Below are 22,844 nucleotides of genomic sequence, written 5' to 3'. Positions count from 1 at the left end.
CGAGGATAGCAAACCCGCCGTGGGTTATGCTTCTGCCCTGACCTGTGCAATGGAAGACCTTGTGACTGGACCGACGCCACTGGACAAACGCTGGCTCACCGAAGCAGTACGCCTGCGCGAGGAACATGCCGGCCCCCTGGAAGACCAGGAAGCCAACCGCCACGCCCGCCAGGCCGGCGGCGACCTGGCGACCCGTATTGAAACGCGCGCGCTGTTCCTGGCCGAACGCGACGGCATGACAGCCGCCCTGCGCCACTGGAAGCAGGGCGCGCGCCTGGCACTGCTGGCCCTGTTGATCATGGCCGCCTTCAGCGGCGCGGGCCTGGCCTTCGCGGCGCTGGGCGATGGCCAACGCCCGGTGAATGTGTTCTGGGCACTGGGCAGCCTGCTGGGGTTGAACCTGGTGATGCTGCTGAGCTGGGCGATCGGCTTCAGCCTGAGCGGCGAACACGGCGCTGGGCTGGGCCGGCTTTGGTTGTGGCTGAGCGAACGCTTTGCCCGCGATGCCAAGGCCGCGCACCTTGCGCCCGCGTTGCTGGTGCTGCTGCAGCGCCAGCGCCTGAATCGCTGGCTGCTTGGCGTGCTGGTGCACGGGCTGTGGCTGCTGGCGATGATGACCGCGTTGGCGATGCTGTTGGCGTTGCTGGCCACACGGCGCTATGGCTTTGTCTGGGAAACCACCCTGCTTGCCGCCGAGCCGTTCATCCACATGACCCAGGCGCTCGGCGCCGTGCCTTCGCTGCTGGGCTTTGGCGTGCCGGACGAAGCCATGATCCGCGCCAGCGGCGACACGCTGCCGGCCCTGGACCTGGCCCGCCAGGCCTGGGCCAGCTGGTTGCTCGGTGTGGTGCTGGTCTATGGCCTGCTACCACGCCTGCTCTTGGCCGCACTGTGCCTGTGGCGCTGGCGCCAAGGCCGCGCACGCCTGGCGCTGGACCTCAGCCTGCCAGGCTACGCGGCATTGCGCGAAAGCCTTATGCCACGCAGCGAGCGCATCGGTGTGCAGGACGCCGCGCCCGACACCTTGCCCCACTTCGCTGCCGGGCAACTGGAAAGCGGCAGCAGCGGTGCCTTGCTGGTCGGCCTGGAGCTGGATGACCAGCGCCCCTGGCCGCCCGCCCTGCCCAAAAGCGTGACCGATGCCGGCGTGCTCGATAGTCGTGAATCACGCAACCGGCTGCTCGAACAACTCAGCCGCTTCCCCCCGGCGCGCCTGGCTATCGCCTGCGACCCACGCCGTTCGCCCGATCGCGGCAGCCTGGCGTTGCTGGCCGAGCTGGCACGCAACGCCGGCGCCACCCGTATCTGGCTGCTGCAGGCGGCCCCAGGCCAGGCCCTGGACGCCGAGCGCCTGGGCGACTGGCACGAAGCGCTGGACCGCCTCGGCCTGCCCCACGCCGACACCTCGCCCTTGACCTGGTTGGAGCATGGCCATGACTGAGCCGCTTAAACTGGCCGTGGTCGGCCACACCAATGTCGGCAAGACTTCGCTGCTGCGCACCTTGACCCGCGACGTGAGCTTTGGCGAGGTGTCCCATCGCCCCAGCACCACCCGCCATGTGGAGGGCGCACGCCTGTCGGTGGACGGCGAGCCCCTGCTGGAGCTGTATGACACCCCTGGCCTGGAAGACGCCATTGCCCTGCTCGACTACCTCGAACGGCTGGAGCGCCCGGGTGAGCGCCTGGACGGCCCGGCCCGGCTGGCACGCTTCCTCCAGGGCAGTGAGGCACGCCAACGCTTCGAGCAGGAGGCCAAGGTGCTGCGCCAGTTGCAGGCCAGCAATGCCGGCCTGTACGTGATCGACGCCCGCGAGCCAGTGCTGGCCAAGTACCGCGACGAACTGGAGGTGCTGGCCAGTTGCGGCAAGCCGCTGCTACCCGTGCTCAACTTCGTCGCCAGCAGCCAGCACCGCGAGCCCGAATGGCGTGAAGCCCTTGCCCGGCTTGGCCTTCACGCCTTGGTACGGTTCGACAGCGTGGCCCCGCCGGAAGACGGCGAGCGCCGCCTGTACGAAAGCCTGGCCCTGCTGCTGGAAGACGCCCGCCCTGCCCTGCAACGGCTGATCGACGACCAGCAGGCGCAACGCCAAGCCCGCCATCAAAGCGGTAAACGCCTGATCGCCGAGCTGCTGCTCGACTGCGCCGCCTGCCGGCGCAGCGTGGTGGCCGAGCCCGCCGCCGAAGCCAAGGCCATCGAAGCGCTGCGCCAGGATGTGCGGCAACGCGAACAGCGCTGTGTCGAAGCGCTGCTCAAGCTGTATGCCTTCCGCCGCGAAGACGCCCATGCCAGTGATTTGCCGTTGCTGGACGGTCGTTGGGGCGATGACCTGTTCAACCCCGAGACCTTGAAGCTGCTGGGCGTACGCCTGGGCAGTGGCGTGGCGGCGGGCGCTGCGGCCGGGGCCGGGGTCGATCTGTTGGTCGGAGGCCTGACCCTGGGCGCGGCGGCCTTGGCGGGTGCGATCGCGGGCGGCGCGCTGCAGACGGCACGCAATTACGGGTCGCGGTTGATGGGCAAGCTCAAAGGGCAGCGTGAGCTGACTGTGGACGATACGGTGTTGCGGCTGTTGGCATTGCGCCAGCAGCAGTTGATGGTGGCCCTGGATAACCGCGGGCATGCGGCGCAAGACAGCATTCGCTTGGGCGAGCTGGACGAGAAGGCCTGGCGCGAGGGCAAGTTGCCTGAAGCGTTGGTCAAGGCGCGGGCGCATCCGCAGTGGTCAACGCTCAACCCCGGGGCGCGGGTGAATCAGGCGGAGCGGCAGGAGCAGTTGGAGGCGTTGGTGTTGCAGATTTGAGTTTGTGTGGGGGCTGCTAGGTGTTCGCCTTTAGGGGGGCGGCGCCTGGGGGACCGAGCGCCGCCAACCCCTCCCCCTACCCCTACCCCTTCACTGCTGCGCCACCTTCTCCGACTTACCGTCATACCGCTTGCGCCACTCGGCCAGAATCTCGTCACGGTGCTTCGAGGCCCAGGCAAAGTCGTTCTTGATCAACCGCTGCTCATAATCAGCCGGCAACTCGGTCTGCGGCTTGGCAATACCCGGCGCGGCAAGCACCGCGAAGTTTTCCTTGTACAACGCCATGGCCGCAGGGCTGGCCGAAAAGTCTGCCAAGCGCTTGGCCGCATCGGCCTTTGGCGTGCCTTTGATCACCGCCGTCGCCTCGATCTCCCAGCCCAGGCCCTCCTTGGGCAGCACGATGTCCAGCGGCGCGCCTTGGCGCTTGAGCTGCACAGCGGGGTATTCGAACGAGATACCAATCGGGAACTCGCCCGCCGCCGCCAACTTGCAAGGCTTGGAGCCGGAGTGAACGTACTGGCCGATGTTCTGGTGCAAGGCGTCCATGTAGGCCCAGCCCTGAGGCTCGCCAAAGGTCTGCAGCCAGGCGCTGACATCCAGGAAGCCCGTACCAGACGAGGCCGGGTTGGGCATGACGATCTTGCCCTTGTACTCAGGCTTGGCCAGGTCCTGCCAGCTGACCGGCTTGCTCAGGCCCTGCTTCTCGGCCTCGATGGTGTTGAAGCAAATGGTCGCGGCCCAGACGTCCATGCCCACCCAGGCCGGTGGGTTGGCTGCGTCGCGGTAGTTCGCCGAGATTTTGCCAAGGTCCTTGGGCGCATAGGCTTCGAGCATGCCGTGCTGGTCAAGCACGGCCAGGCTGGAGGCCGCCAACCCCCACACCGCATCGGCTTGCGGGCGGTCTTTTTCAGCCAGCAGTTTGGCGGTAATGATGCCCGTGGAATCGCGTACCCACTTGATCTCGATGTCTGGGTTGGCCTTTTCGAAGGCCTGCTTGTAGGTCTTGAGCTGCTCGGCTTCCAGCGCGGTGTAGACCGTCAGCTGAGTGCCGGCGGCCGAAGCCTGCAGGCTGAACACGGCAGAAACGGCAGCAGCAAGTGCAAGGTGCTTGAACATGGTGGGGTTCCTTACAGGTCAGGCAGCCGCGGCGCGTTGGCGCCAGGCTTGGGAGCGGCGCAACAGGCCGCGTGAGGCTGCAGCCAGCAGCAATGAGGCGCTGGCGCTGGTCAGCAGAATCAAAGTCGACATGGCGGCGGCACCGCCGACGTTACCCGCGTCGTCCATGTTCAACACGGCAACGGCGGCGAGGATGGTGTCGGGGCTGTAGAGGAAGATCGCCGCCGACACGGTGGTCATCGCCGAGACGAACAGGTAGCGGATGATGTCCAGCAGCGCCGGTAGGCAGATCGGCACGGTTACCCGCAGAAAGTGCCGATACAGCGGCGCCTTGAGCGACAACGCGGCGGCCTCGAACTCGCCGTCGAGCTGGCGCAGTGCGGTGGTGGCGGTCATCTGCGCAGTGGTCAGGTAATGGGCAATGGTGCAGATGACCAACAAGCCCATGCTGCCGTACAGCACATGCAAGGGGTTGCCGCTGAGGTTGAAGAAGAACACGTAGCCCAGGCCCAGCACGAGGCCCGGCACCGCCATGGGGATGAAGCTGAGCAGGCGCAGCGACTGGTTGAGCAGGCGTTGGCCCTGGGTCTTTTCCATCAGGTAGGCACCGCAGAAAATCACCACGCTGCCGATCAATGCCGTGCCGATCGCCATGGTCACGCTGTTGCGGTAGGCCAGCCAGCCTCCGCCGGCGGTGTCCTCGAACAGGTAGTGCTTGAGCGACAGCGACAGGTTGTAGGGCCAGAAGGTGACCAGCGACGAATACACGGCCATGCCGATCACCAGCAACAGCACCGCGCAGACCACCGACACGACCGCCAGGAAGCAGGCATCGCGACGGCGCGAGGGCTTGGGCTCGAACACCTGCGCTCGCCCACTCATGGCCTCGCCCTGGCGGCGGCGCAGCCAGGCATCGACAGCAAAACTAAGCAGTGCCGGCACCAGCAAGACCATACCAATCAGGGCGCCGCGGCCAAATTGCTGCTGGCCAACGACGGCCTTGTAAGCCTCCAGGGCCAGCACCTGATAATCCCCCCCGACCACGACCGGGACGCCGAAGTCAGTGATGGTCAGGGTAAACACCAGGCAGAAGGCGGCGAATACCGCCTGGCGCGTGGCGGGCCAGGTAATGCTGGAGAACGCCCGCCAAGGCCCAGCGCCCATGCTGGAGGCGGCGTCGAACAGGCGCGCATCGGCCAGCGACAGGGCCGACAGCAGAATCATCAACGCATGCGGGAAGGTGTAAATGGCCTCGCCGAGCACGATCCCCCAAAAGCCGTAGATGTTGTCGCTCAGCAGCCCGCGCAGCAGGCCCTGGTTACCGAACAGGTAGACCAGCGCGATCGCCGGCAGCATCGACGGCGCCAGCAGGGGCAGCAACGAGATGCCCCGCCACAGGCCCTTGGCCGGGATCAGCGTGCGTTGCAACGCATAGGCGAACAGGTAAGCCAGTGGGATGACGATGGCCGCGACGGTGAGTGCCACCGACAAGCTATTGCCGAGCAGCCAGTGGAAGTTCTCGCTGGCGAACAGCGCTCGGGCAGCCGCCAGGCCGCCGCCCTGGCCGGCGTCACCGCTGAAGCCACGCCAGAAGATCGCCAGCAGCGGCATCAGCACCGCCAGTACCAGCAGCATCAACAGCAACCACTTCCCACCGACGACGAACAGCCGGTCACCCAAGGCAACGCCGTGGCGCGACGTGGCCTTGGCCGGGTTCAGCGGCAGGGACATTGGCGCGGCCATCCTAGGCGAACACCTGCAGGCTCTGCGGTGGCAGCGCCACCCAGATGTCCTGCGAGCCCAGCCGCGGCATGGCCTCGGGGGGCAGTTCGGCCAGCAAGGCATGGCCCGGCAAGGCTTTGAACTCGAAGCTCATGCGGCAGCGATTGCCGAGGAAGGTGATCTCGCGGACCTTGGCTGGAAACAGGTTTTCTTCATGCACCGGCGGGTTGACCGTGATCGCCTCCGGGCGGCAGAACAGGCGGCCGCTGCTGGCCCGCGCCGAGCCAGGCGACAAACGCATGCTCATGCCGCCGACCTGGGCCTGGCTGTCACCGCTGCGCTGGAACGGCAGCCAGTTACCCTGGCCAACGAACTCGGCAACGAAGGGCGTGGCTGGCTGGTCGTAGATGGCCTGCGGCGTGGCGTACTGCTCGACCTGGCCATTGTTCATCACGGCAATGCGGTCGGCCATCAGCATGGCCTCGTCCTGGTTGTGGGTAACCATCAAGGTGGTGATACCCAGCTGGCGTTGCAGCTGGCGCAGTTCGGTGCACAGGTGCTCGCGAACCCGCGCGTCCAGCGCCGACATCGGCTCGTCGAGCAGCAGCAGCGAAGGCGCCGGCGCCAGCGCGCGGGCCAGGGCCACACGCTGCTGCTGGCCGCCGGAAAGCTGCCCGGGGTACTTTTTTTCGCTACCGGACAAGCCGACCAGCTGGAGCATTTCGGCCACCCGCTGGCGGGCCTGTTCGCGGCCGCTGCCGGTCAGGCCATAGGCGATGTTGGCTTCGACGGTCAGGTTGGGGAACAGCGCGTAGGACTGGAACAGAATGCCGTAGTCGCGGGCCTGGGGTGGCAGCGCCGAGACGTCGCGCTCGCCGATATACAACTCACCGCGGTCCTGGCGTTCGAGGCCTGCGATGCAGCGCAACAGCGTGGTCTTGCCGCACCCGGACGGGCCGAGCAAGCACACCAGCTCGCCGGCGGCGATGTCCAGGGAGACATCGTTGAGCGCTGTGAAGGCGCCGAAGCGTTTGTGGATGTTGCGCACTTTCATCTGTGCGCCTGGGGTGGCGTTGTTCATGGCAAGGCCTCATCGAAGAGATGGGGCCATGCTAGGAAGGCTGTGCGACGGTTCTGTGGCTTTCAGGCAAAAGCGCGCGATAGTGGTATAGGCAGATTTTGTAGTGGCCTGTGCGGGCCTCTTCGCGGGGCAAGCCCGCTCCCCCAGCGACCGCACAGTGCCTGAAGGCAGCGGGATACCTGTGGGAGCGGGCTTGCCCGCGAAGAAGCCAACACAGACCTAGAACTGTGAACCGGCCACTTCCTGCGCAACCCCCAGAAACGCCGCCGGCAAACGCGCCTGGCGCCGCTCCTTCAGGCAATACAGGTACTCATGCATCACCGGTGCTTCCTCCAGCGCCAGCACCCGTAATTCTGGGTTGTGCGGCACTTCATGGAGGGCAATCACACTGATGCCAATGTTGCGCAGGACCGCTTCGCGAATCGACTCACGGCTACCAATCTCCAGCAACGTGCCGGCCTTCACACCGGCCTCCTGCAGCATTTGCTCGGTCAGCTTGCGTGTGGTCGACCCCGGCTCGCGCATCAACAGGCAATGCCCGGCCACCACGTCGATGGACACCACCTGACGATGCGCCAAGGGATGGTTGCGGTGCACGGCCACCACCAACGGGTCGGTGCCCAAAACCCGGCGCACCAACCGGGAATCCTCCACCAATTGCGACGAAGCGGCGATATCGACCCGGTAGTCCTCGAGCATTTCCAGCACCTGCTGCGAGTTGCCGATCTCCACTGCAACGTCTACCTGGGGCAGGCGCTCGCGGAAGACCTTCACCAGATCGAGGATGTAGTAAGGCGCCGTGGCCGCAATGCGCAGGCTGCCCTGGGCCTGGCCACTGTTGCGCAGTTCGAACTCGATGTCGGCCTCCTGCTGCAGCAGCGCCTTGACCCTCGGCAGCAGGCGCACGCCCTCCTCGCTCAACACCAGGCGCCGCCCGCCCCGGTAGAACAGCTCCACTGCGTACTGGCTTTCCAGGTTGCGGATCTGCGTGGTCACGGTGGGCTGGCTGAGCCCGAGCTTCTTCGCCGCCAGGGTGATGCTGCCCAGGCGGGCCACCATGTAGAAGGCTTTGAGCTCGGAACTCAGCATGCACGTCCTCTATTTGCGCAAAAGGCGCAAGCCGTTGAACACCACCAGCAGGCTCACGCCCATGTCGGCGAACACCGCCATCCACATGGTCGCCATGCCGGCAAAGGTGATCGCCAGGAATATCGCCTTGATGCCCAGGGCCAGAACGATGTTCTGCCTGAGAATCGCCGCACTTTGGCGCGACAGCCTGACGAAGGCCGGGATTTTGCGCAAGTCGTCGTCCATCAACGCCACGTCGGCCGTCTCGATGGCCGTGTCGGTGCCCGCGGCCGCCATGGCAAAGCCGATCTCGGCACGGGCGAGGGCCGGTGCGTCGTTGATACCGTCGCCAACCATGCCCACCCGATGGCCTTGGGCATACAGGGCCTCGATGGTCTTCAGCTTGTCGGCCGGCAGCAGGTTGCCTTCGGCGCGATCGATGCCGACCTGGGCGGCGATGGCCTCGGCGGTATGGGGATTGTCGCCGGTAAGCATGACCGTCTTGATACCCAGTTCATGCAATTCGGCAATCGCCTGGCGGCTGCTCTGCTTGAGCGTGTCGGCCACGGCGAACAGGGCCAGCGGGCCACTGCGGTCGAGCAGCAGGACCACGGTCTTGCCCTGACGCTCCAGCGCATCCAGTTGCGCCTCCAACTCAGGCGAGCACAGGCCCAGTTCCTCGACCAGGCGGTGATTGCCCAGGTGGTAAAGCTCACCCTCGATCACCCCCCGCACACCGCGACCGGCCAATGCGGCGAAGCCGTCGACCGCGCTCAAGGCCAAACCTTGCGCCTTGCCGAATTGGGCGATGGCACGTGAGACCGGGTGGTCCGAGCGCTCGGCCAAGCTGGCAGCCAACGCCTGGGCCCGGCCTTCGAACAGGGGGTCCAAGGCCTTCGCATCGGTCTGCACTGGCTTGCCGTGGGTCAGGGTGCCGGTCTTGTCGAGGGCCAGGAAGTCCAGCTTGCGCCCGCCTTCCAGGTACACCCCACCCTTGATCAGGATGCCCTTGCGCGCGGCTGCAGCCAGGCCACTGACGATGGTCACCGGGGTTGAAATGACCAAGGCGCACGGGCAGGCCACCACCAGCAGCACCAAGGCGCGGTAGACCCAGTCGAACCAGGCGCCTGCCATGAACAGCGGCGGGATGACCGCTACCGCCAAGGCTACGGCGAACACCACGGGTGTGTAGATGCGCGAGAATCGGTCGACAAAACGCTGCGTCGGCGCCCGGGCACCTTGGGCCTCTTCGACGGCCTTGATGATGCGCGCCAGCGTCGATTGCCCAGCGCCGGCAGTGACGCGAAACTCCAGCGCACCGGCCTGGTTGATGGTGCCGGCGAACAGCTTGTCGCCCACGGCTTTTTCCACTGGTAGGCTTTCACCGGTGATCGGCGCCTGATCGACGCTGGATTGGCCACTGGTCACTTCGCCATCCAGGCCGATGCGCTCGCCTGGCCGTACCCGTACCAAGGCACCGATGGCCACCTCGCGCACTTCCACTTCGCGCCACTGGCCATCGGCTTGCAGCACTGTCGCCCTGTCAGGGGTGAGCTGCATCAGGCCGCTGATGGCATTGCGAGCGCGGTCCAGGGAGCGCGCTTCGATCAGCTCGGCGACCGTGAACAACACCATCACCATGGCCGCTTCCGGCCACTGGCCGATCAGCACAGCGCCAGTCACGGCAATGCTCATCAGCGCGTTGATGTTGAGGTTGCGGTTTTTCAGGGCAATCCAGCCCTTCTTGTAGGTGCCCAAGCCGCAACCCAGGATCGCCGCCAAGGCCAGCGCCGCCACCAGCCATTCAGGTGCAAGCCCGGTGAAATGCACGATTTCGGCAGCGATGGCGGCGATACCGGATAACGCCAGCGGCCACCAGCGGGTCTTGCTAGGCGGGGCAGCGTTCGCGGCGGCGTCGTCCCCTTCGATGAGGGGCTCGGCCTTCATGCCCAGGCTGTCGATAGCCCGCTCGATCTCGGCGGTACCGGCCAGCGTGTGGCGCACGCCAAGCACGCGGTTGATCAGGTTGAACTCCAACTGCTCGATGCCCGCCAGCTTGCCCAGCTTGTCCTGGATCAGCGTTTGCTCGGTGGGGCAGTCCATGGCCTCGATACGGAAGCGGCTGAGCTGTGCGTCGCCGCTGGCTTTTTCGCTCAACTGCACCAACGCCGGGGCGGCCGCGCTGCCGCAGCAGCTGTGGGCGTGGTGGTCATGCTTGTGGTGGGGGCTGGCAGGCTGGTTCATTGGGTCATCCTTAAAGTGAGCCTGTTGCCAAGTGAACACCCTGTAGCCACTATAGGGTCAAGCCATCCGCTGGAGATTTCGCGATGAAGATTGGAGAACTGGCAAAAGCCACCGATTGCGCCGTGGAGACCATCCGCTATTACGAGCGCGAGCAACTGTTGCCGGAGCCGGCGCGCACCGACGGCAACTACCGGCTCTACACCCAGGCCCACGTCGAGCGGCTGACCTTCATCCGCAACTGCCGGACCCTGGACATGACCCTGGACGAAATCCGCAGCCTGCTACGCCTGCGCGACAGCCCCGAAGGGTCGTGCGGCAGCGTCAATGCGTTGATCGACGAGCATATCGTCCATGTACAGGCGCGTATCGATGGTTTGGTGGCGTTGCAGGAGCAGCTGGTGGAGCTGCGACAGAGGTGCAGCGCGCCGGGGAGTGAATGCGCGATCTTGCAGCAACTGGAGGTGAACGGGGCGGTATCTGTACCGGAAGGCGATCATTCGCATGTGGGGCGAAGCCACGGGCATTGAGATTGCTGGGGGCGCTTTGCGCCCCAATCGCGACGCAAGGCAGCCCCGGCAATCTAGAAAATCACACCGCCATCGGCGCCGTCATCGGCGCATGATGCTCATACCCTTCCAGGCTGAAATCACTCGGCTCGATCTTCTCCAGCCACTCCGGCTCATACTTGCCGGTGTCGGCAAACGCCGGCACGCGATCGCTGATCACCAGCTTCGGCGCCTCGAGCGGTTCGCGCTTGAGCTGCTCGTTGAGCATGTCCAGGTGGTTTTCGTACACATGGGCATCGCCAATGAAATACGTGAACCAGCGCGGGGTGTAGCCGGTCAGGCGGCCGAACAGCGACAGCAAGGCCGCGCCCTCGGTGAGGTTGAACGGCGTGCCCAAGCCCAGGTCGTTGGAGCGAATGTACAGGGTCAGGGAAATTTCGCGAGTCTCGGCATTCGGGTGGAACTGGTACAGCAGGTGGCACGGCGGCAGGGCCATTTCATCCAACTGGGCGCAGTTCCAGCCATGGAACAGGATGCGCCGGCTGCCCGGGTCATTGGCGATGGTGTCCAGGCACTGCCGCACCTGGTCGATGGCCTTGTACAGGATGACAAAGGCCTGGCCGTCTTCCTCGTCCTGGGCAATCTTGCGGAAACCCTGTTTTTCGGCCATTTCGATGGCCGCCGGGTTGCTCAGCGGGATGCGTTTGTAGCCCGGCCATTGGCGCCACTGAACGCCGTAGATCTCGCCCAGGTCGTCATGCCCCTGGCGGAACGGGTTGGCCAGCCATTGGGCGTTTTCGTTGGCGTTCTGGTCCCAGACCTTGCAGCCCAGCTCACGGAATTCACCCGCGTTTTTCACGCCCCGCAGAAAACCGACCATCTCGCCGATGGCCGACTTGAAGGCCAGCTTGCGCGTGGTGATGGCCGGAAAGCCCTTCTGCAGGTCGAAACGCAGCATGGCGCCCGGCAGGCTGATGGTGCGGATGCCGGTACGGTTTTCCTGAAGGGTGCCGTTTTCGATGACGTCACGGACCAGGTCCAGATACTGTTTCATGGCTTACCTGTAGCAAGAACGGCAGAGGGATCACCCCTGCCGTTGGGAGTCAGATGGCGGGTTTCGCCGTAGGTTTGCGATTATAAGCCCACCAGATCAATCCGAGGCCGGCCAGAATCATCGGGATGCAGAGTATCTGACCCATGGTCAGCCAACCCCAGGCAATGTAGCCCAGCTGGGCATCCGGCACGCGAACGAACTCGACGATGAAGCGGAAGATCCCGTAGAACAGCGCGAACATGCCGGATACCGCCATGGTAGGGCGTGGCTTGCGCGAATACAGCCACAGGATCAGGAACAGCGCCACGCCTTCCAGGGCGAATTGATACAGCTGCGAGGGGTGGCGCGGCAGCTGGGCGGGGTCGCTGAACGGTGGGAACACCATCGCCCACGGCACGTCGGTCGCCTTGCCCCACAGCTCGGCATTGATGAAGTTGCCGATACGCCCGGCACCCAGGCCGATCGGCACCATTGGCGCGACGAAGTCCATCAGCTCGAAGAACGACTTGTTGTTGCGCTTGCCGAACCATACCGCCGCCAGCATCACGCCGATGAAGCCGCCGTGGAACGACATGCCGCCCTTCCACACCTCGAAGATCAGCGTCGGGTTCGCCAGGTAGGCGTGCAGGTCGTAAAACAGCACGTAACCCAGGCGGCCCCCGACGATCACCCCCATCGATAGCCAGAACACCAGGTCGGACAGCTTTTCACGGGACCAAGTGGGGTCGAAGCGGTTCAGCCGACGCGAGGCAAGCAGCCAGGCGCCGCCGATGCCGACCAGGTACATCAGGCCGTACCAGTGGATTTTCAGCGGCCCGAGGGCCACGGCCACGGGGTCTATCTGCGGGTAAGGCAGCATGGATATTCCTCTAGTTTCAAATCAGCGAGCTAAATCAAAAAGCTGAGGCCGACGCAGAACAGCAGCGCGGCGAACAAACGCTTGAGCAGGCGTGGCGACAGTTTGTGCGCCAGGCGCGCGCCGAAGCGGGCGAAAAACATGCTGGTCACGGCAATGCCGACCAGCGCAGGCAGGTACACGTAGCCCAGGCTGTGGGCCGGCAAGTGTTCTTCGTGCCAGCCAAGCCACATGAAGCTCAGGGCACTGGCCACGGCAATGGGCAGGCCACAGGCCGAGGACGTTGCCACCGCCTGCTGCATGGGCAGGCTGCGCCACGTCAGGAACGGCACGGTCAGCGAGCCGCCACCAATACCGAAAATCGCCGAAGCCCAGCCAATCACCCCACCTGCTGCGGTCAGCGCGGGCTTGCCAGGGATGCCGCGGCTGGCCTTGGGTTTGAAGTCCAGGGCCATTTGCGCGGCAATGATCAGGGCGAACACACCGATGATCTTCTGCAGCAGCGGGCCCTGGATCAACGAGGCGGTCTTGGCGCCGATACCAGCGCCAATCAGGATGCCCAGGGTCATCCAGGCGAAGATCGGCCACTGCACCGCGCCCCGGCGATGGTGTTCGAGCACCGCGTTGATCGAGGTGAAGATGATGGTTGCCAACGACGTGCCGACAGCCAGGTGGGTCAATACCGAGGGGTCGAAGCCCTGCAAGGTGAAGCTGAACACCAGCACCGGCACGATGATGATGCCACCGCCAACGCCGAACAGCCCGGCCAGCACGCCGGCACATGCACCTAACAGCAGATAGAGTACGAACTCCATTCGTTGCCCCTGAGAAAATCAATCCGGCATGGTAACGGAAGCCGGCCCTGAGGCTCTAGTGAACTTCGTGACAGGATGGATCAGCACCACCGCAGTGAGTAGAGTGGCAAAAAACACAGAGGCCCAACCGATGTGCCTGATCGTATTCGCCTGGCGGCCGGGGCATGCCCTGCCGCTGATCGTGGCGGCCAACCGCGACGAGTTCTATGCCCGGCCCACGCAGGCCCTGACCGCCTGGGAGGATGCCCCTGGCGTCTATGCCGGGCGTGACCTGGAGGCTGGCGGTACCTGGCTGGGCGTGGGGCCGCAGGGGCGCTTTGCGGCGCTGACCAACATTCGCGACCCTGGGCAAGCCTTGGGCGTGCGCTCGCGCGGGGAGCTGGTGGCGGGGTTTCTGCACGGTGAGCTTGGCGTGGAAGCCTATCTTGACCAGGTGGCCAGCGGCAGCCGCCAGTATTCGGGGTTCAACTTGCTGGTGGGCGATGGGGCGCAATTAGGCTTTCTGCACGCCCGAGACGCCGCGCCGCGCTTGCTGGTGCCTGGGGTTTATGGGTTATCCAATGCCGGGTTGGATACGCCGTGGCCGAAGCTGGTGAAGGCGCGCAGCGGGCTGGAGGGGTTGCTTGAGTCAGCAGACCCGCAGCGCTTGCTGGCGTTGCTAGCCGATGGTGAGCCGGCAGCCGAGAGTGAGTTGCCGGAAACGGGTGTGGGGTTGGCGACCGAGAAGCTGTTGTCGAGTGTGTTTATTGCCAGCCAGAATTATGGGACGCGGGCGAGTACTGTGCTGATCGTGGATGATCAGGGGAGAAGACGGCTGGTTGAGCGCAGTTTCGGGCCGTTTGGGGGGCATTTGGGAGAAGTTGAGGTGGTGGCCTGACCCACTGGTGCTTTAGCTGGGCCGGCGTCTTCGCGGGGCAAGCCCGCTCCCACAGGGTTCGGCGCCCTTTCTGTGGGAGCGGGCTTGCCCCGCGAAGCGGCCGGTACAGGTATCACAGGGTCTTGTTCGCCCCAGGCCCGATCATGCGCGCCAACCCTAGGTTCTTCAGCGCCAATTGCAGCGAGCTGTGGATAACTTGCGGGTTGTCATGGCTCATGGCTTCGGCCAGCAGCTCCTTGGCCTTGCTCATGTTGATCTGGCGCAGCATCCACTTCACCTTGGGCAGGTTGGTGGCGTTCATCGACAAGCTGTCGAAGCCCATCGCCATCAACAGCACCGCCGCCGCCGGGTCACCGGCCATCTCGCCGCAAATGCTCACCGGCTTGCCCTCGCCATGGGCATCGCGCACCACCGTGTTCAAGGCTTGCAGCACGGCCGGGTGCAGGTAATCGTACAGGTCGGCGACCCGTGGGTTGTTGCGGTCGACCGCCAGCAGGTACTGGGTCAGGTCGTTGGAACCGACCGACAGGAAGTCCACCTGCCGCGCCAGCTCTTTGGTCTGGTACACCGCCGCAGGGATCTCGACCATCACGCCAACCGGCGGCATCGGCACATCGGTGCCTTCGTCACGCACCTCGCCCCACGCGCGGTGGATCAGGTGCAGTGCCTCTTCCAGCTCGTGAATGCCAGAAATCATCGGCAGCAGGATGCGCAGGTTGTTCAAACCTTCGCTGGCCTTGAGCATGGCGCGGGTCTGGACCAGGAAGATTTCTGGGTGGTCGAGGGTAACGCGAATGCCGCGCCAACCCAGGAAGGGGTTTTCTTCCTTGATCGGGAAGTACGACAGCGCCTTGTCCCCGCCGATATCCAGGGTACGCATGGTCACTGGCAGCGGGTGGAAGGCCGCCAGCTGTTCGCGGTAGATCGCCAGCTGCTCTTTCTCACTGGGGAAGCGCTGGTTGATCATGAACGGCACTTCGGTGCGGTACAGGCCTACCCCTTCGGCACCACGCTGCTGGGCACGGGCGACGTCGGCCAGCAGGCCGGTGTTGACCCACAGCGGCATGCGGTGGCCATCCGGGGTGACGCAGGGCAGCTCGCGCAGCGCATCCAGGCCTTGCGCCAGCTGGCGCTCCTCCTCGACCACTTCGCTGTACTGCTTGCGCAACACGTCGCTGGGGTTGGTGAACACCTCGCCCTTGTAGCCGTCGACGATCAGCTCGATGCCATCGACCTTGGAATACGGCAGGTCGACCAGGCCCATCACCGTCGGAATACCCATGGCGCGGGCCAGGATCGCGACGTGGGAGTTGCCCGAACCCAATACCGACACCAGGCCGACCAGCTTGCCCTCCGGCACTTCGCCCAGCATCGCTGGCGTCAGTTCTTCGCTGACCAGGATGGTATTGTCGGCGTACACCAGCGATTGCGAGCGAGCCTCCTGCAGGTAGGCGAGCAGCCGGCGGCCAAGGTCCTTGACGTCCGAAGCGCGCTCACGCAGGTAGTCATCGTCCATCAGCTCGAAGCGGTTGACGTGCTCGCCGACCACTTGGCGCAAGGCGCCCTGGGCCCACTGGCCGGTCTTGATGACCTCGGTCACCTCGCCGCCCAAGGCGGCGTCTTCGAGCATCATCAGGTACACGTCGAACAACGCGCGCTCTTCGGGCCGCAGCTGGGTAGCCAGCTTGGCCGACAGCTTGCGCATGTCGGCGCGCACGCCTTCAAGGGCGTTCTGGAACAGTTTGAGTTCGGCGTCGATGTCCTCGACAGTCTTGTCCGGCACCACTTCGAGGTCGGCCGGCGGCAACATCACCACTGCGCGGCCAACGGCGGCGCCTGGCGAGCCCGGCACGCCGACGAAGCGAGCCTCCTGAATGCCCTTGCCCTGGCGGCCCAGGCCACGGATCGAGCCGGTCGCCTCGGCGTGGGCGATAACCCCGGCGAGCTGGGCACTCATGGTGACCAGGAAGGCTTCTTCGCCCTCATCGAACTGGCGGCGTTCCTTCTGCTGGATGACCAGCACCCCGACCACCCGACGGTGGTGAATGATCGGTGCACCCAGGAAAGAGGCGAACTTTTCTTCACCGGTTTCGGCAAAGTAGCGATAACGCGGGTGATCGGCGGCGTTTTCCAGGTTCAGCGGCTCTTCCCGGGTACCGACCAGGCCGACCAGGCCCTCGTTGGGGGCCATGCTGACCTTGCCGATCGAACGCTTGTTCAGGCCCTCGGTGGCCATCAGCACGAAGCGGTTGGTTTCCGGGTCAAGCAGGTAGACGGAGCAGACCTGGCTGCCCATGGCCTCCTTGACGCGCAAGACAATGATCCCCAACGCCGTCTTGAGATCTTTGGCGGAGTTCACTTCCTGGACGATCTTGCGCAGCGTATTGAGCATGGCTCGGGGTCGAACTCCGTCGTCAGTCGCGCGTCAGAAGACGCGGTGCTAGCTCTTTCAGGGCGCGACGGTAGACCTCGCGCTTGAATGTCACAACCTGGCCCAGCGGGTACCAATAGCTGACCCAGCGCCAGCCGTCGAACTCCGGCTTGCCCGTCAGGTCCATCCGCACCCTTTGTTCGTTGCTTACCAGACGCAGCAGGAACCACTTCTGCTTCTGGCCAATGCACAGCGGCTGGCTGTGCGTACGCACCAGACGCTGGGGTAAACGATAACGCAACCAGCCACGCGTGCAGGCAAGAATTTCCACATCGTCGCGTTCAAGGCCAACTTCTTCGTTCAGCTCGCGGTACAGGGCATCTTCCGGCGTCTCGTCAGGGTTGATGCCACCCTGGGGAAATTGCCAGGCATCCTGGTTGATCCGTCGAGCCCATAGCACCTGCCCGGCATCATTCGTGAGAATGATCCCGACATTGGGGCGAAAACCATCCGGGTCGATCACGGCAGCAACCTCGCAAACGCATGTCACCGCATTGTTCCACAAAGCCTGCGAGCGCAGCAACGCGCCCGCCAAGCTTATGTGCAGCGAGGTGAAAACTCCGTATTCTGCGGGCCTACCTTGTAGCTGATGCGAGTGAACGCGATGCGCCTGGCTTTATTCGACCTGGACAATACCCTCCTCGGTGGCGACAGCGACCATGCCTGGGGTGACTATCTGTGCGAGCGCGGCATCCTCGACCCGGTCGCCTACAAACAACGCAACGATGCCTTCTATCAGCACTACCTGAACGGCACCCTGGACTTGCAGGCCTACCTGGCCTTTTCCATGGAGATTCTGGCGGCAACGCCTATGGCCCAGCTCGACGCGTGGCACCGCGATTTCATGCGGGACTGCATCGAGCCGATCATCCTGCCCAAAGCCCTGGCGTTGCTGCAGCAGCACCGCGAGGCGGGCGACAAACTGGTGATCATCACCGCCACCAACCGTTTCGTGACCGCGCCAATCGCCCGCCGTTTGGGCGTGCGTACCCTGCTGGCGACCGAATGCGAGACCGAAGATGGCCGCTACACCGGGCGCAGTACCGATATAGCGTGTTTCCGTGAAGGGAAAGTGACGAGGTTGCAGCGCTGGATGCTGGAAAACGGCTACGACCTTGAAGACAGCTATTTCTACAGCGATTCGATGAATGACCTGCCGTTGCTGCAGCAGGTGACGCATGCGGTGGCGGTGGACCCGGATCCGAACCTGCGGGCGGAAGCCGAGCAGTGTGGGTGGCCGGTGATTTCGCTGAGGGATTGAGTATTCCTGTTCCGGCCTCTTCGCGGGGCAAGCCCGCTCCCACAGAGTCATCACATCCCTCAGGCTTGTGGTGGTCCGGTGGGAGCGGGCTTGCCCCGCGAAGAGGCCGGCATGGACAGCACAAGGCCATCAGACTGGCTTGGCCCCCATCAAGCCGGCAATGGACAAGAAGCAAACCCCGCTGAACACCGCCAAGGCCAAGGTAAACCGCAGCCCCACCACCTGCGCCTTGCGCAGCCGGTTCAAGCGCACCAGCAGCCACCACACGGCAAACGCACCCAGCGTATAGATGACGCTGGATGCCAGCACCCAGGTCTGCCCCAGTGGCCAGCCGACCAGGTGCACCAGCCACCAGCCAGTGACCGGCATGCTCACCAGGCACACGCCCATGACCAACCAGACGAACACCAGCGGCCGGCGCAGCAATTTGCCGTAGGCCTCGGCATCGCCCAGCCGGCGGGCGCGAACTGTCCAGATCACCAAGCCCAGCGCGCCCAGAAGCAGCAGCGCAGTGGCGGTGATGTGCAAGGCCTTGAGCGTCGTCAGGTGTTCCATGTCTTCATATCCATGCGCGATGAGCCAAGCTTAGTCGCTCAACCCAAAAACAACCGGTAAGCCGGGTTATCGGTCTCGTCCCAATACGGGTAACCGATCTTGGCCAGCGCCGCTGGCACCAGGTGGCGTTCGTCTTCCGGTACCTGCAAGCCCGCCACCACGCGCCCGTCGGCAGCGCCATGGTTGCGGTAGTGAAACATCGAGATATTCCAGCGCCCGCCCAGCTTGTTGAGGAAGTTGAACAACGCACCCGGCCGCTCGGGGAACTCGAAGCGCAGCACGATCTCATCACTGGCGCCGGCCGAATGGCCACCCACCATGTGACGAATGTGCAGCTTGGCCAGTTCGTTGTCGGTCAGGTCGGTAACCGGGAAGCCCTGCTCGGTCAGTTGCTGCACCAACACCGCACGCGGGTCGTTCTCTGGGTGGGTCTGCACGCCGACGAAGATGTGCGCCTCGTCGGAGGTGTGCTTGCGGTAGTTGAATTCGGTGATCTGGCGCTTGCCGATCGCCTCGCAGAACGCCTTGAAGCTGCCCGGGCGCTCGGGGATGGTGACGGCGATGATGGCTTCGCGTTTTTCACCCAGTTCGGCACGCTCGGCCACATGGCGCAGGCGGTCGAAGTTGACGTTGGCGCCTGAATCGATGGCAACCAGGGTCTGGCCGGTCACGCCATACAGCTCGACATACTTCTTGATGCCGGCAACCCCCAGCGCGCCAGCAGGTTCGGTGATCGAGCGGGTATCGTCGTAGATATCCTTGATGGCTGCACAGATCTCGTCAGTACTGACAGTGATCACCTCATCCACATGCAGGCGGCAGATGTCGAAGGTGTGCTGGCCAATCTGCGCCACCGCCACACCGTCGGCGAACAGCCCGACCTGCGGCAACACCACGCGCTCACCCGCGGCCATGGCGGCCTGCAGGCAGTTGGAGTCGTCCGGCTCGACGCCGATGACTTTGATTTCCGGGCGCAGGTATTTCACGTAGGCCGCGATGCCGGCGATCAGGCCGCCGCCGCCGACCGGCACGAAAATCGCGTCCAGCCGGCCCGGGTGCTGACGCAGGATCTCCATGGCCACCGTGCCTTGCCCGGCGATGGTATGCGGGTCGTCGTAGGGGTGGATGTAGACGAAGCCCTTCTCATCGACCAGCTTGAGCGAGTAGGCCAGCGCCTCGGGGAAGGTGTCGCCGTGCAATACCACCTTGCCGCCCCGCGAACGCACGCCTTCGATTTTGATCTCCGGGGTGGTCTTGGGCATCACGATGGTTGCCTTGATCCCCAGCTCACGCGCCGCCAGGGCAAGGCCCTGGGCATGGTTGCCGGCCGAGGCGGTGACCACGCCGCGGGCCAGCTCTTCTGGGGTCAGTTGCGCCAGCTTGTTGTACGCCCCGCGAATCTTGAACGAGAACACCGGCTGCAGGTCTTCGCGCTTGAGCAAGATCTGGTTGCCGAGGCGTTTGCTCAGCTGCCCGGCGCTCTGCAGCGGCGTTTCGACGGCGACGTCATAGACGCGCGAGGTGAGGATCTTCTTGACGTACTGTTCGAGCATCGGGAAAGCATCACTGGCCGCGGGACAAGGGCTGCGAGTCTACCCCAGCGCTACGTCGGGCGACCACAGCAAAGCCGCGCAAGCCGCTATACTAAGCCCCTTTGAAACCCAGCCCCTTTGAAAACCTCCCCGCCCCTCTCGGAGCCCGCATGACCCAGGACCAACTCAAACAGGCCGTCGCCCAGGCCGCTGTCGACTTCATTCTGCCCAAGCTGGATGAAAAGAGCGTCGTCGGCGTCGGTACCGGTTCGACCGCCAACTTCTTCATCGACGCCCTGGCTCAGCACAAGACCGCCTTCGATGGCGCGGTCGCCAGCTCCGAGGCCACCGCCCAGCGTCTGAAGGGTCATGGCATCCCGGTCTACGAGCTGAACAGCGTCAGCGAGCTGGAGTTCTATGTGGACGGCGCCGACGAGAGCGACGCGCACCTGAACCTGATCAAGGGCGGTGGCGCGGCCCTGACTCGCGAGAAGATCGTCGCGGCCGTGGCCAAGACCTTCATCTGCATCGCCGATGCCAGCAAGCTGGTACCGGTGCTGGGCGCCTTCCCGCTGCCCGTCGAAGTGATCCCGATGGCCCGCAGCCACGTGGCGCGCCAGCTGGTCAAGCTGGGCGGTGACCCGGTGTACCGCGAGGGTGTGCTGACCGACAACGGTAACGTGATCCTGGACGTGTACAACCTGCAGATCACCAACCCGGTCGAGCTCGAAGCGCAGATCAATGCGATCGTGGGCGTGGTGACCAACGGCCTGTTCGCGGCACGCCCGGCGGACTTGCTGCTGCTCGGTACCGCTGAAGGTGTGAAAACCCTCAAGGCCGAGTGATGCTATTCGCGGGGCAAGCCCGCTCCCACAGATGCCCACCTTTTTCAGATTCCGTGGCCCCCCTGTGGGAGCGGGCTTGCCCCGCGAAAAAGCCCTCAAAACCAGTCAATCTGCCGGCTGTTTGAACACGTAAAACAGGTTCGGCTCACTGACCAGGTAAATGCTCCCCGCCTCATCCATCGCAATCCCTTCCGCCTGCGGCACCGTCGCCTTCAACCCCTGGTACCCCTTGCGCAGCGACAAGGTACTGAGCGGCTTGCCCTTCACATCCAGTTCCAGCACCAGCCGCGATTCATCCGACAGCGCCAACAAATGGCCGCTGCGCTCGTCGAACTGCAAACTCGACAGGTCCCGCACAAACAAACGTGAATCACGCTTGCGGTCCTGCACCACATGCACGGCATAAGGCTGCTCGGGGTTGTCATGCGGGAAGCCATGCACCTCGTAGATCAACATCGGGTCACGTTCCTTGGCCACGAACAGGCGCTTGCCGGCCGAGTCGTACGCCAGCCCCTCGAACCCCTTGTTACCGTTCAGGCCAATGCCCAGGGTCAACTGCTCGGCATCGCCGGCATCGAGGAACAGCGTATCGTCGTCCAGGCGCACGCGAATCAGCCGTTGCTGGCGCTCGTCGGTGATCACATAGCTGTTGGGGCCCACGTATTCCACCGCCTCCGGGTCGCCAAAGCCGGTCAGTGGCACGCGCCGCAGGATGCGCCCGTCCAGCGACAGCTCGATCAGCTCCGAACGTGCATTGGTCACGGTGAACAGGGTCTTGCGGTCTGGGTCGTAGGTCAGCGCCGAAATGTCATCGTCCAGACCCTCGACAGGCTGCGCCTCGACCACCACCCGATAACGGTCCAGGCCGATGCCCTGCTCGGCTGGCTGCCACCAGGTCTTGAGGTTGAACCAGCCGCGCTCGAACAGGCGAAACTCCTGCCCGGCCCAGCCGAGCAAGAGCAGGCCAATGAAGGCCGGAATCAGTGACAGACGAAGATAGCGACGCATTTGGGGACAGACTCGACGTAAGGGTGGCGAATCTAACCATGAACAACTGAATCAAAGCTTAATGCCAGCATCCGAAAAATCTGATGTTGCTGTCAGTTTTTCTTGAACCGATAGAACAGCGCCGGTTCGCTGACCATGTACAGGTTGCCCTGGTCATCCATGGCCACGCCTTCAGCACGCGGGATGGTGTGCTCAAGGCCGTTGAAACCGCCCAGCAAGGTCATGAAGCTGACTTGCTGGCCCTGCTCATCCAGCTCCAGCAGCATGTTGGAGTCCGCCGACAGCACCAGCAGGTGTCCGGTGCGCGGGTCGACGCCAAGGGCCGACAGGTTGCGCAGGTCGAGTTCATCATTGGGCAGCAACTGCTTGTCACCCTTCAGCGGGCTACGGCCATCGGTGCTCCAGGTGTATAGCTTGGGCGGGCGCTCTTCGCCGATCACCAGGCGTTGACGCATCGGGTCCCAGGCCACGGCCTCGAAGCCCTTGTTGCTCTTCACCGACTTGCCCAGGTCGTAGCTCGGGAAGTCGCCATGGTTAAGCGACGTGGTGTGCGCATCCACCTTGACCACAGTCAGGTCGTGCAGCCGTTCGTCGACGATTGCCAGGTGCCCGTCCTCCATCACGGCCAGCCCTTCCGGGTTGTTCCAGCCATTCAATGGAATCTGGCGCAGCACGTTACCGTCCAGGCTGAGCTCGACCAGGAACGGATTCTTGCCCATGACAGCGAACAGGGTGCGGGTTTGCGGGTTGAAGGCCACGTCCGAGGCTTCGTCATCGTCCATGCCGGGCAGCGGTTTGGCGTCGATATCGGCCTGATAGGCCGGCAGCCAGACGCTCTCGCTTTGCTCGGCGGTGCTTTCAAAGCTTTCCTTCACCCACAGTGCCCCGCGGTCATCCCAGTGCATGGCCACGGATACGCCATAGCCGATCACCGCTGCAACCGCCAGGCCGAACGGCCAGCGCAGGTAGAAGCGACGCTTGGGAGTTGCCGGGGCGCTGGAGCGAGATGGCATACGTGGATCCTGGGAAAATGGGCGTAGGTCCGCGCATTATCCAGATAAGGTGTGAAAAATCG

20 protein-coding genes are annotated in these 22,844 nt (G+C 64.3%); 6 read left to right on the top strand and 14 right to left on the bottom strand.

All coding sequences use genetic code 11. From position 1 onward, the window contains the following. Positions 1-49 precede the first annotated feature (49 nt). A complete protein-coding gene (locus MFF34_RS27185; RefSeq protein ID WP_238217625.1) occupies positions 50-1,441 on the top strand; it encodes a DUF2868 domain-containing protein in 1,392 nt (463 codons plus the stop codon). After that, a complete protein-coding gene (locus MFF34_RS27180; RefSeq protein WP_186682847.1) occupies positions 1,434-2,798 on the top strand; it encodes a GTPase/DUF3482 domain-containing protein in 1,365 nt (454 codons plus the stop codon). Before MFF34_RS27185 ends, MFF34_RS27180 begins: the two co-directional genes overlap by 8 nt. Positions 2,799-2,888: 90 nt before the next feature. Here MFF34_RS27180 and MFF34_RS27175 read toward each other — a convergent pair whose 3' ends face one another. The 5 genes from MFF34_RS27175 to MFF34_RS27155 all read right to left on the bottom strand — a co-directional run bounded on the left by MFF34_RS27175 (position 2,889) and on the right by MFF34_RS27155 (position 10,029). Further along, entirely contained in the window at positions 2,889-3,914 is a 1,026-nt protein-coding gene (locus tag MFF34_RS27175; RefSeq protein WP_238217623.1) for a putative 2-aminoethylphosphonate ABC transporter substrate-binding protein, read from the bottom strand. Positions 3,915-3,932: 18 nt separating this feature from the next. Further along, a complete protein-coding gene (locus MFF34_RS27170; RefSeq protein ID WP_238217622.1) occupies positions 3,933-5,657 on the bottom strand; it encodes a putative 2-aminoethylphosphonate ABC transporter permease subunit in 1,725 nt (574 codons plus the stop codon). Between the two features lies 1 nt (position 5,658). Beyond that, on the bottom strand, positions 5,659-6,717 hold the full coding sequence (locus MFF34_RS27165) for a putative 2-aminoethylphosphonate ABC transporter ATP-binding protein (RefSeq protein WP_238217619.1): 1,059 nt from the start codon (positions 6,715-6,717) through the stop codon (positions 5,659-5,661). A gap of 219 nt (positions 6,718-6,936) precedes the next feature. Then, positions 6,937-7,806, bottom strand: a complete 870-nt coding sequence (locus MFF34_RS27160) for a LysR family transcriptional regulator (RefSeq protein WP_238217617.1) — start codon at positions 7,804-7,806, stop codon at positions 6,937-6,939. A 9-nt stretch (positions 7,807-7,815) separates the two neighbouring features. Further along, positions 7,816-10,029 (bottom strand): heavy metal translocating P-type ATPase, encoded by a 2,214-nt coding sequence (locus MFF34_RS27155; protein WP_238217616.1) that lies wholly within the window; start codon positions 10,027-10,029, stop codon positions 7,816-7,818. 83 nt (positions 10,030-10,112) lie between these two features. Here MFF34_RS27155 and cadR point away from each other — a divergent pair, with 83 nt between their 5' ends. Then, positions 10,113-10,556 carry a cadmium resistance transcriptional regulator CadR gene (gene cadR / locus MFF34_RS27150; RefSeq protein WP_099430714.1) on the top strand — a complete coding sequence of 148 codons (444 nt, stop codon included), beginning with the start codon at positions 10,113-10,115 and terminating at the stop codon, positions 10,554-10,556. Positions 10,557-10,617: 61 nt separating this feature from the next. Here cadR and MFF34_RS27145 read toward each other — a convergent pair whose 3' ends face one another. The 3 genes from MFF34_RS27145 to MFF34_RS27135 are packed head-to-tail and all read right to left on the bottom strand — an operon-like array spanning position 10,618 to position 13,260. Continuing rightward, the gene (locus MFF34_RS27145) at positions 10,618-11,589 is read right to left on the bottom strand and encodes a thymidylate synthase (RefSeq protein WP_099455647.1); all 972 of its coding nucleotides are present in this window, start codon (positions 11,587-11,589) and stop codon (positions 10,618-10,620) included. A 49-nt stretch (positions 11,590-11,638) separates the two neighbouring features. Then, a complete protein-coding gene (gene lgt, locus MFF34_RS27140) occupies positions 11,639-12,448 on the bottom strand; it encodes a prolipoprotein diacylglyceryl transferase (RefSeq protein WP_027592296.1) in 810 nt (269 codons plus the stop codon). Positions 12,449-12,477: 29 nt separating this feature from the next. Further along, complete coding sequence (locus tag MFF34_RS27135) at positions 12,478-13,260, bottom strand: sulfite exporter TauE/SafE family protein (RefSeq protein WP_099430715.1); 783 nt, start codon at positions 13,258-13,260, stop codon at positions 12,478-12,480. Between the two features lie 130 nt (positions 13,261-13,390). Here MFF34_RS27135 and MFF34_RS27130 point away from each other — a divergent pair, with 130 nt between their 5' ends. Continuing rightward, entirely contained in the window at positions 13,391-14,137 is a 747-nt protein-coding gene (locus tag MFF34_RS27130; RefSeq protein WP_238217614.1) for an NRDE family protein, read from the top strand. Between the two features lie 112 nt (positions 14,138-14,249). Here the strand turns inward: MFF34_RS27130 and ptsP are convergent, their stop codons facing one another. Then, positions 14,250-16,529 (bottom strand): phosphoenolpyruvate--protein phosphotransferase, encoded by a 2,280-nt coding sequence (gene ptsP / locus MFF34_RS27125; protein WP_099455649.1) that lies wholly within the window; start codon positions 16,527-16,529, stop codon positions 14,250-14,252. 22 nt (positions 16,530-16,551) lie between these two features. Next, on the bottom strand, positions 16,552-17,031 hold the full coding sequence (locus MFF34_RS27120) for an RNA pyrophosphohydrolase (protein WP_003249017.1): 480 nt from the start codon (positions 17,029-17,031) through the stop codon (positions 16,552-16,554). Between the two features lie 141 nt (positions 17,032-17,172). On the opposite strand from MFF34_RS27120, the gene MFF34_RS27115 reads away from it, so the two are divergent. Continuing rightward, positions 17,173-17,829: an HAD family phosphatase gene (locus tag MFF34_RS27115; protein ID WP_238217612.1), complete on the top strand. Its 657-nt coding sequence runs from the start codon at positions 17,173-17,175 to the stop codon at positions 17,827-17,829. A gap of 129 nt (positions 17,830-17,958) precedes the next feature. Here MFF34_RS27115 and MFF34_RS27110 read toward each other — a convergent pair whose 3' ends face one another. Both MFF34_RS27110 and ilvA read right to left on the bottom strand, forming a co-directional pair. Then, positions 17,959-18,384 carry a DUF2269 family protein gene (locus MFF34_RS27110; RefSeq protein ID WP_186704150.1) on the bottom strand — a complete coding sequence of 142 codons (426 nt, stop codon included), beginning with the start codon at positions 18,382-18,384 and terminating at the stop codon, positions 17,959-17,961. A 38-nt stretch (positions 18,385-18,422) separates the two neighbouring features. Then, entirely contained in the window at positions 18,423-19,937 is a 1,515-nt protein-coding gene (gene ilvA / locus MFF34_RS27105) for a threonine ammonia-lyase, biosynthetic (RefSeq protein WP_027592290.1), read from the bottom strand. Between the two features lie 149 nt (positions 19,938-20,086). On the opposite strand from ilvA, the gene rpiA reads away from it, so the two are divergent. Further along, positions 20,087-20,761, top strand: a complete 675-nt coding sequence (gene rpiA, locus MFF34_RS27100) for a ribose-5-phosphate isomerase RpiA (RefSeq protein ID WP_027592289.1) — start codon at positions 20,087-20,089, stop codon at positions 20,759-20,761. 105 nt (positions 20,762-20,866) lie between these two features. Here the strand turns inward: rpiA and MFF34_RS27095 are convergent, their stop codons facing one another. Both MFF34_RS27095 and MFF34_RS27090 read right to left on the bottom strand, forming a co-directional pair. Next, positions 20,867-21,769 (bottom strand): SdiA-regulated domain-containing protein, encoded by a 903-nt coding sequence (locus MFF34_RS27095; RefSeq protein WP_238217611.1) that lies wholly within the window; start codon positions 21,767-21,769, stop codon positions 20,867-20,869. A gap of 92 nt (positions 21,770-21,861) precedes the next feature. Continuing rightward, entirely contained in the window at positions 21,862-22,782 is a 921-nt protein-coding gene (locus MFF34_RS27090; RefSeq protein ID WP_238217609.1) for an SdiA-regulated domain-containing protein, read from the bottom strand. Between the last annotated feature and the right edge of the window lie 62 nt (positions 22,783-22,844).

It is taken from the genome of Pseudomonas sp. PAGU 2196, assembly GCF_022179005.1.
Classification (GTDB): domain Bacteria; phylum Pseudomonadota; class Gammaproteobacteria; order Pseudomonadales; family Pseudomonadaceae; genus Aquipseudomonas; species Aquipseudomonas kermanshahensis.
Note: the sequence above shows the minus strand (reverse complement) of the source record. Positions and strands in the feature narration are given on the sequence as shown.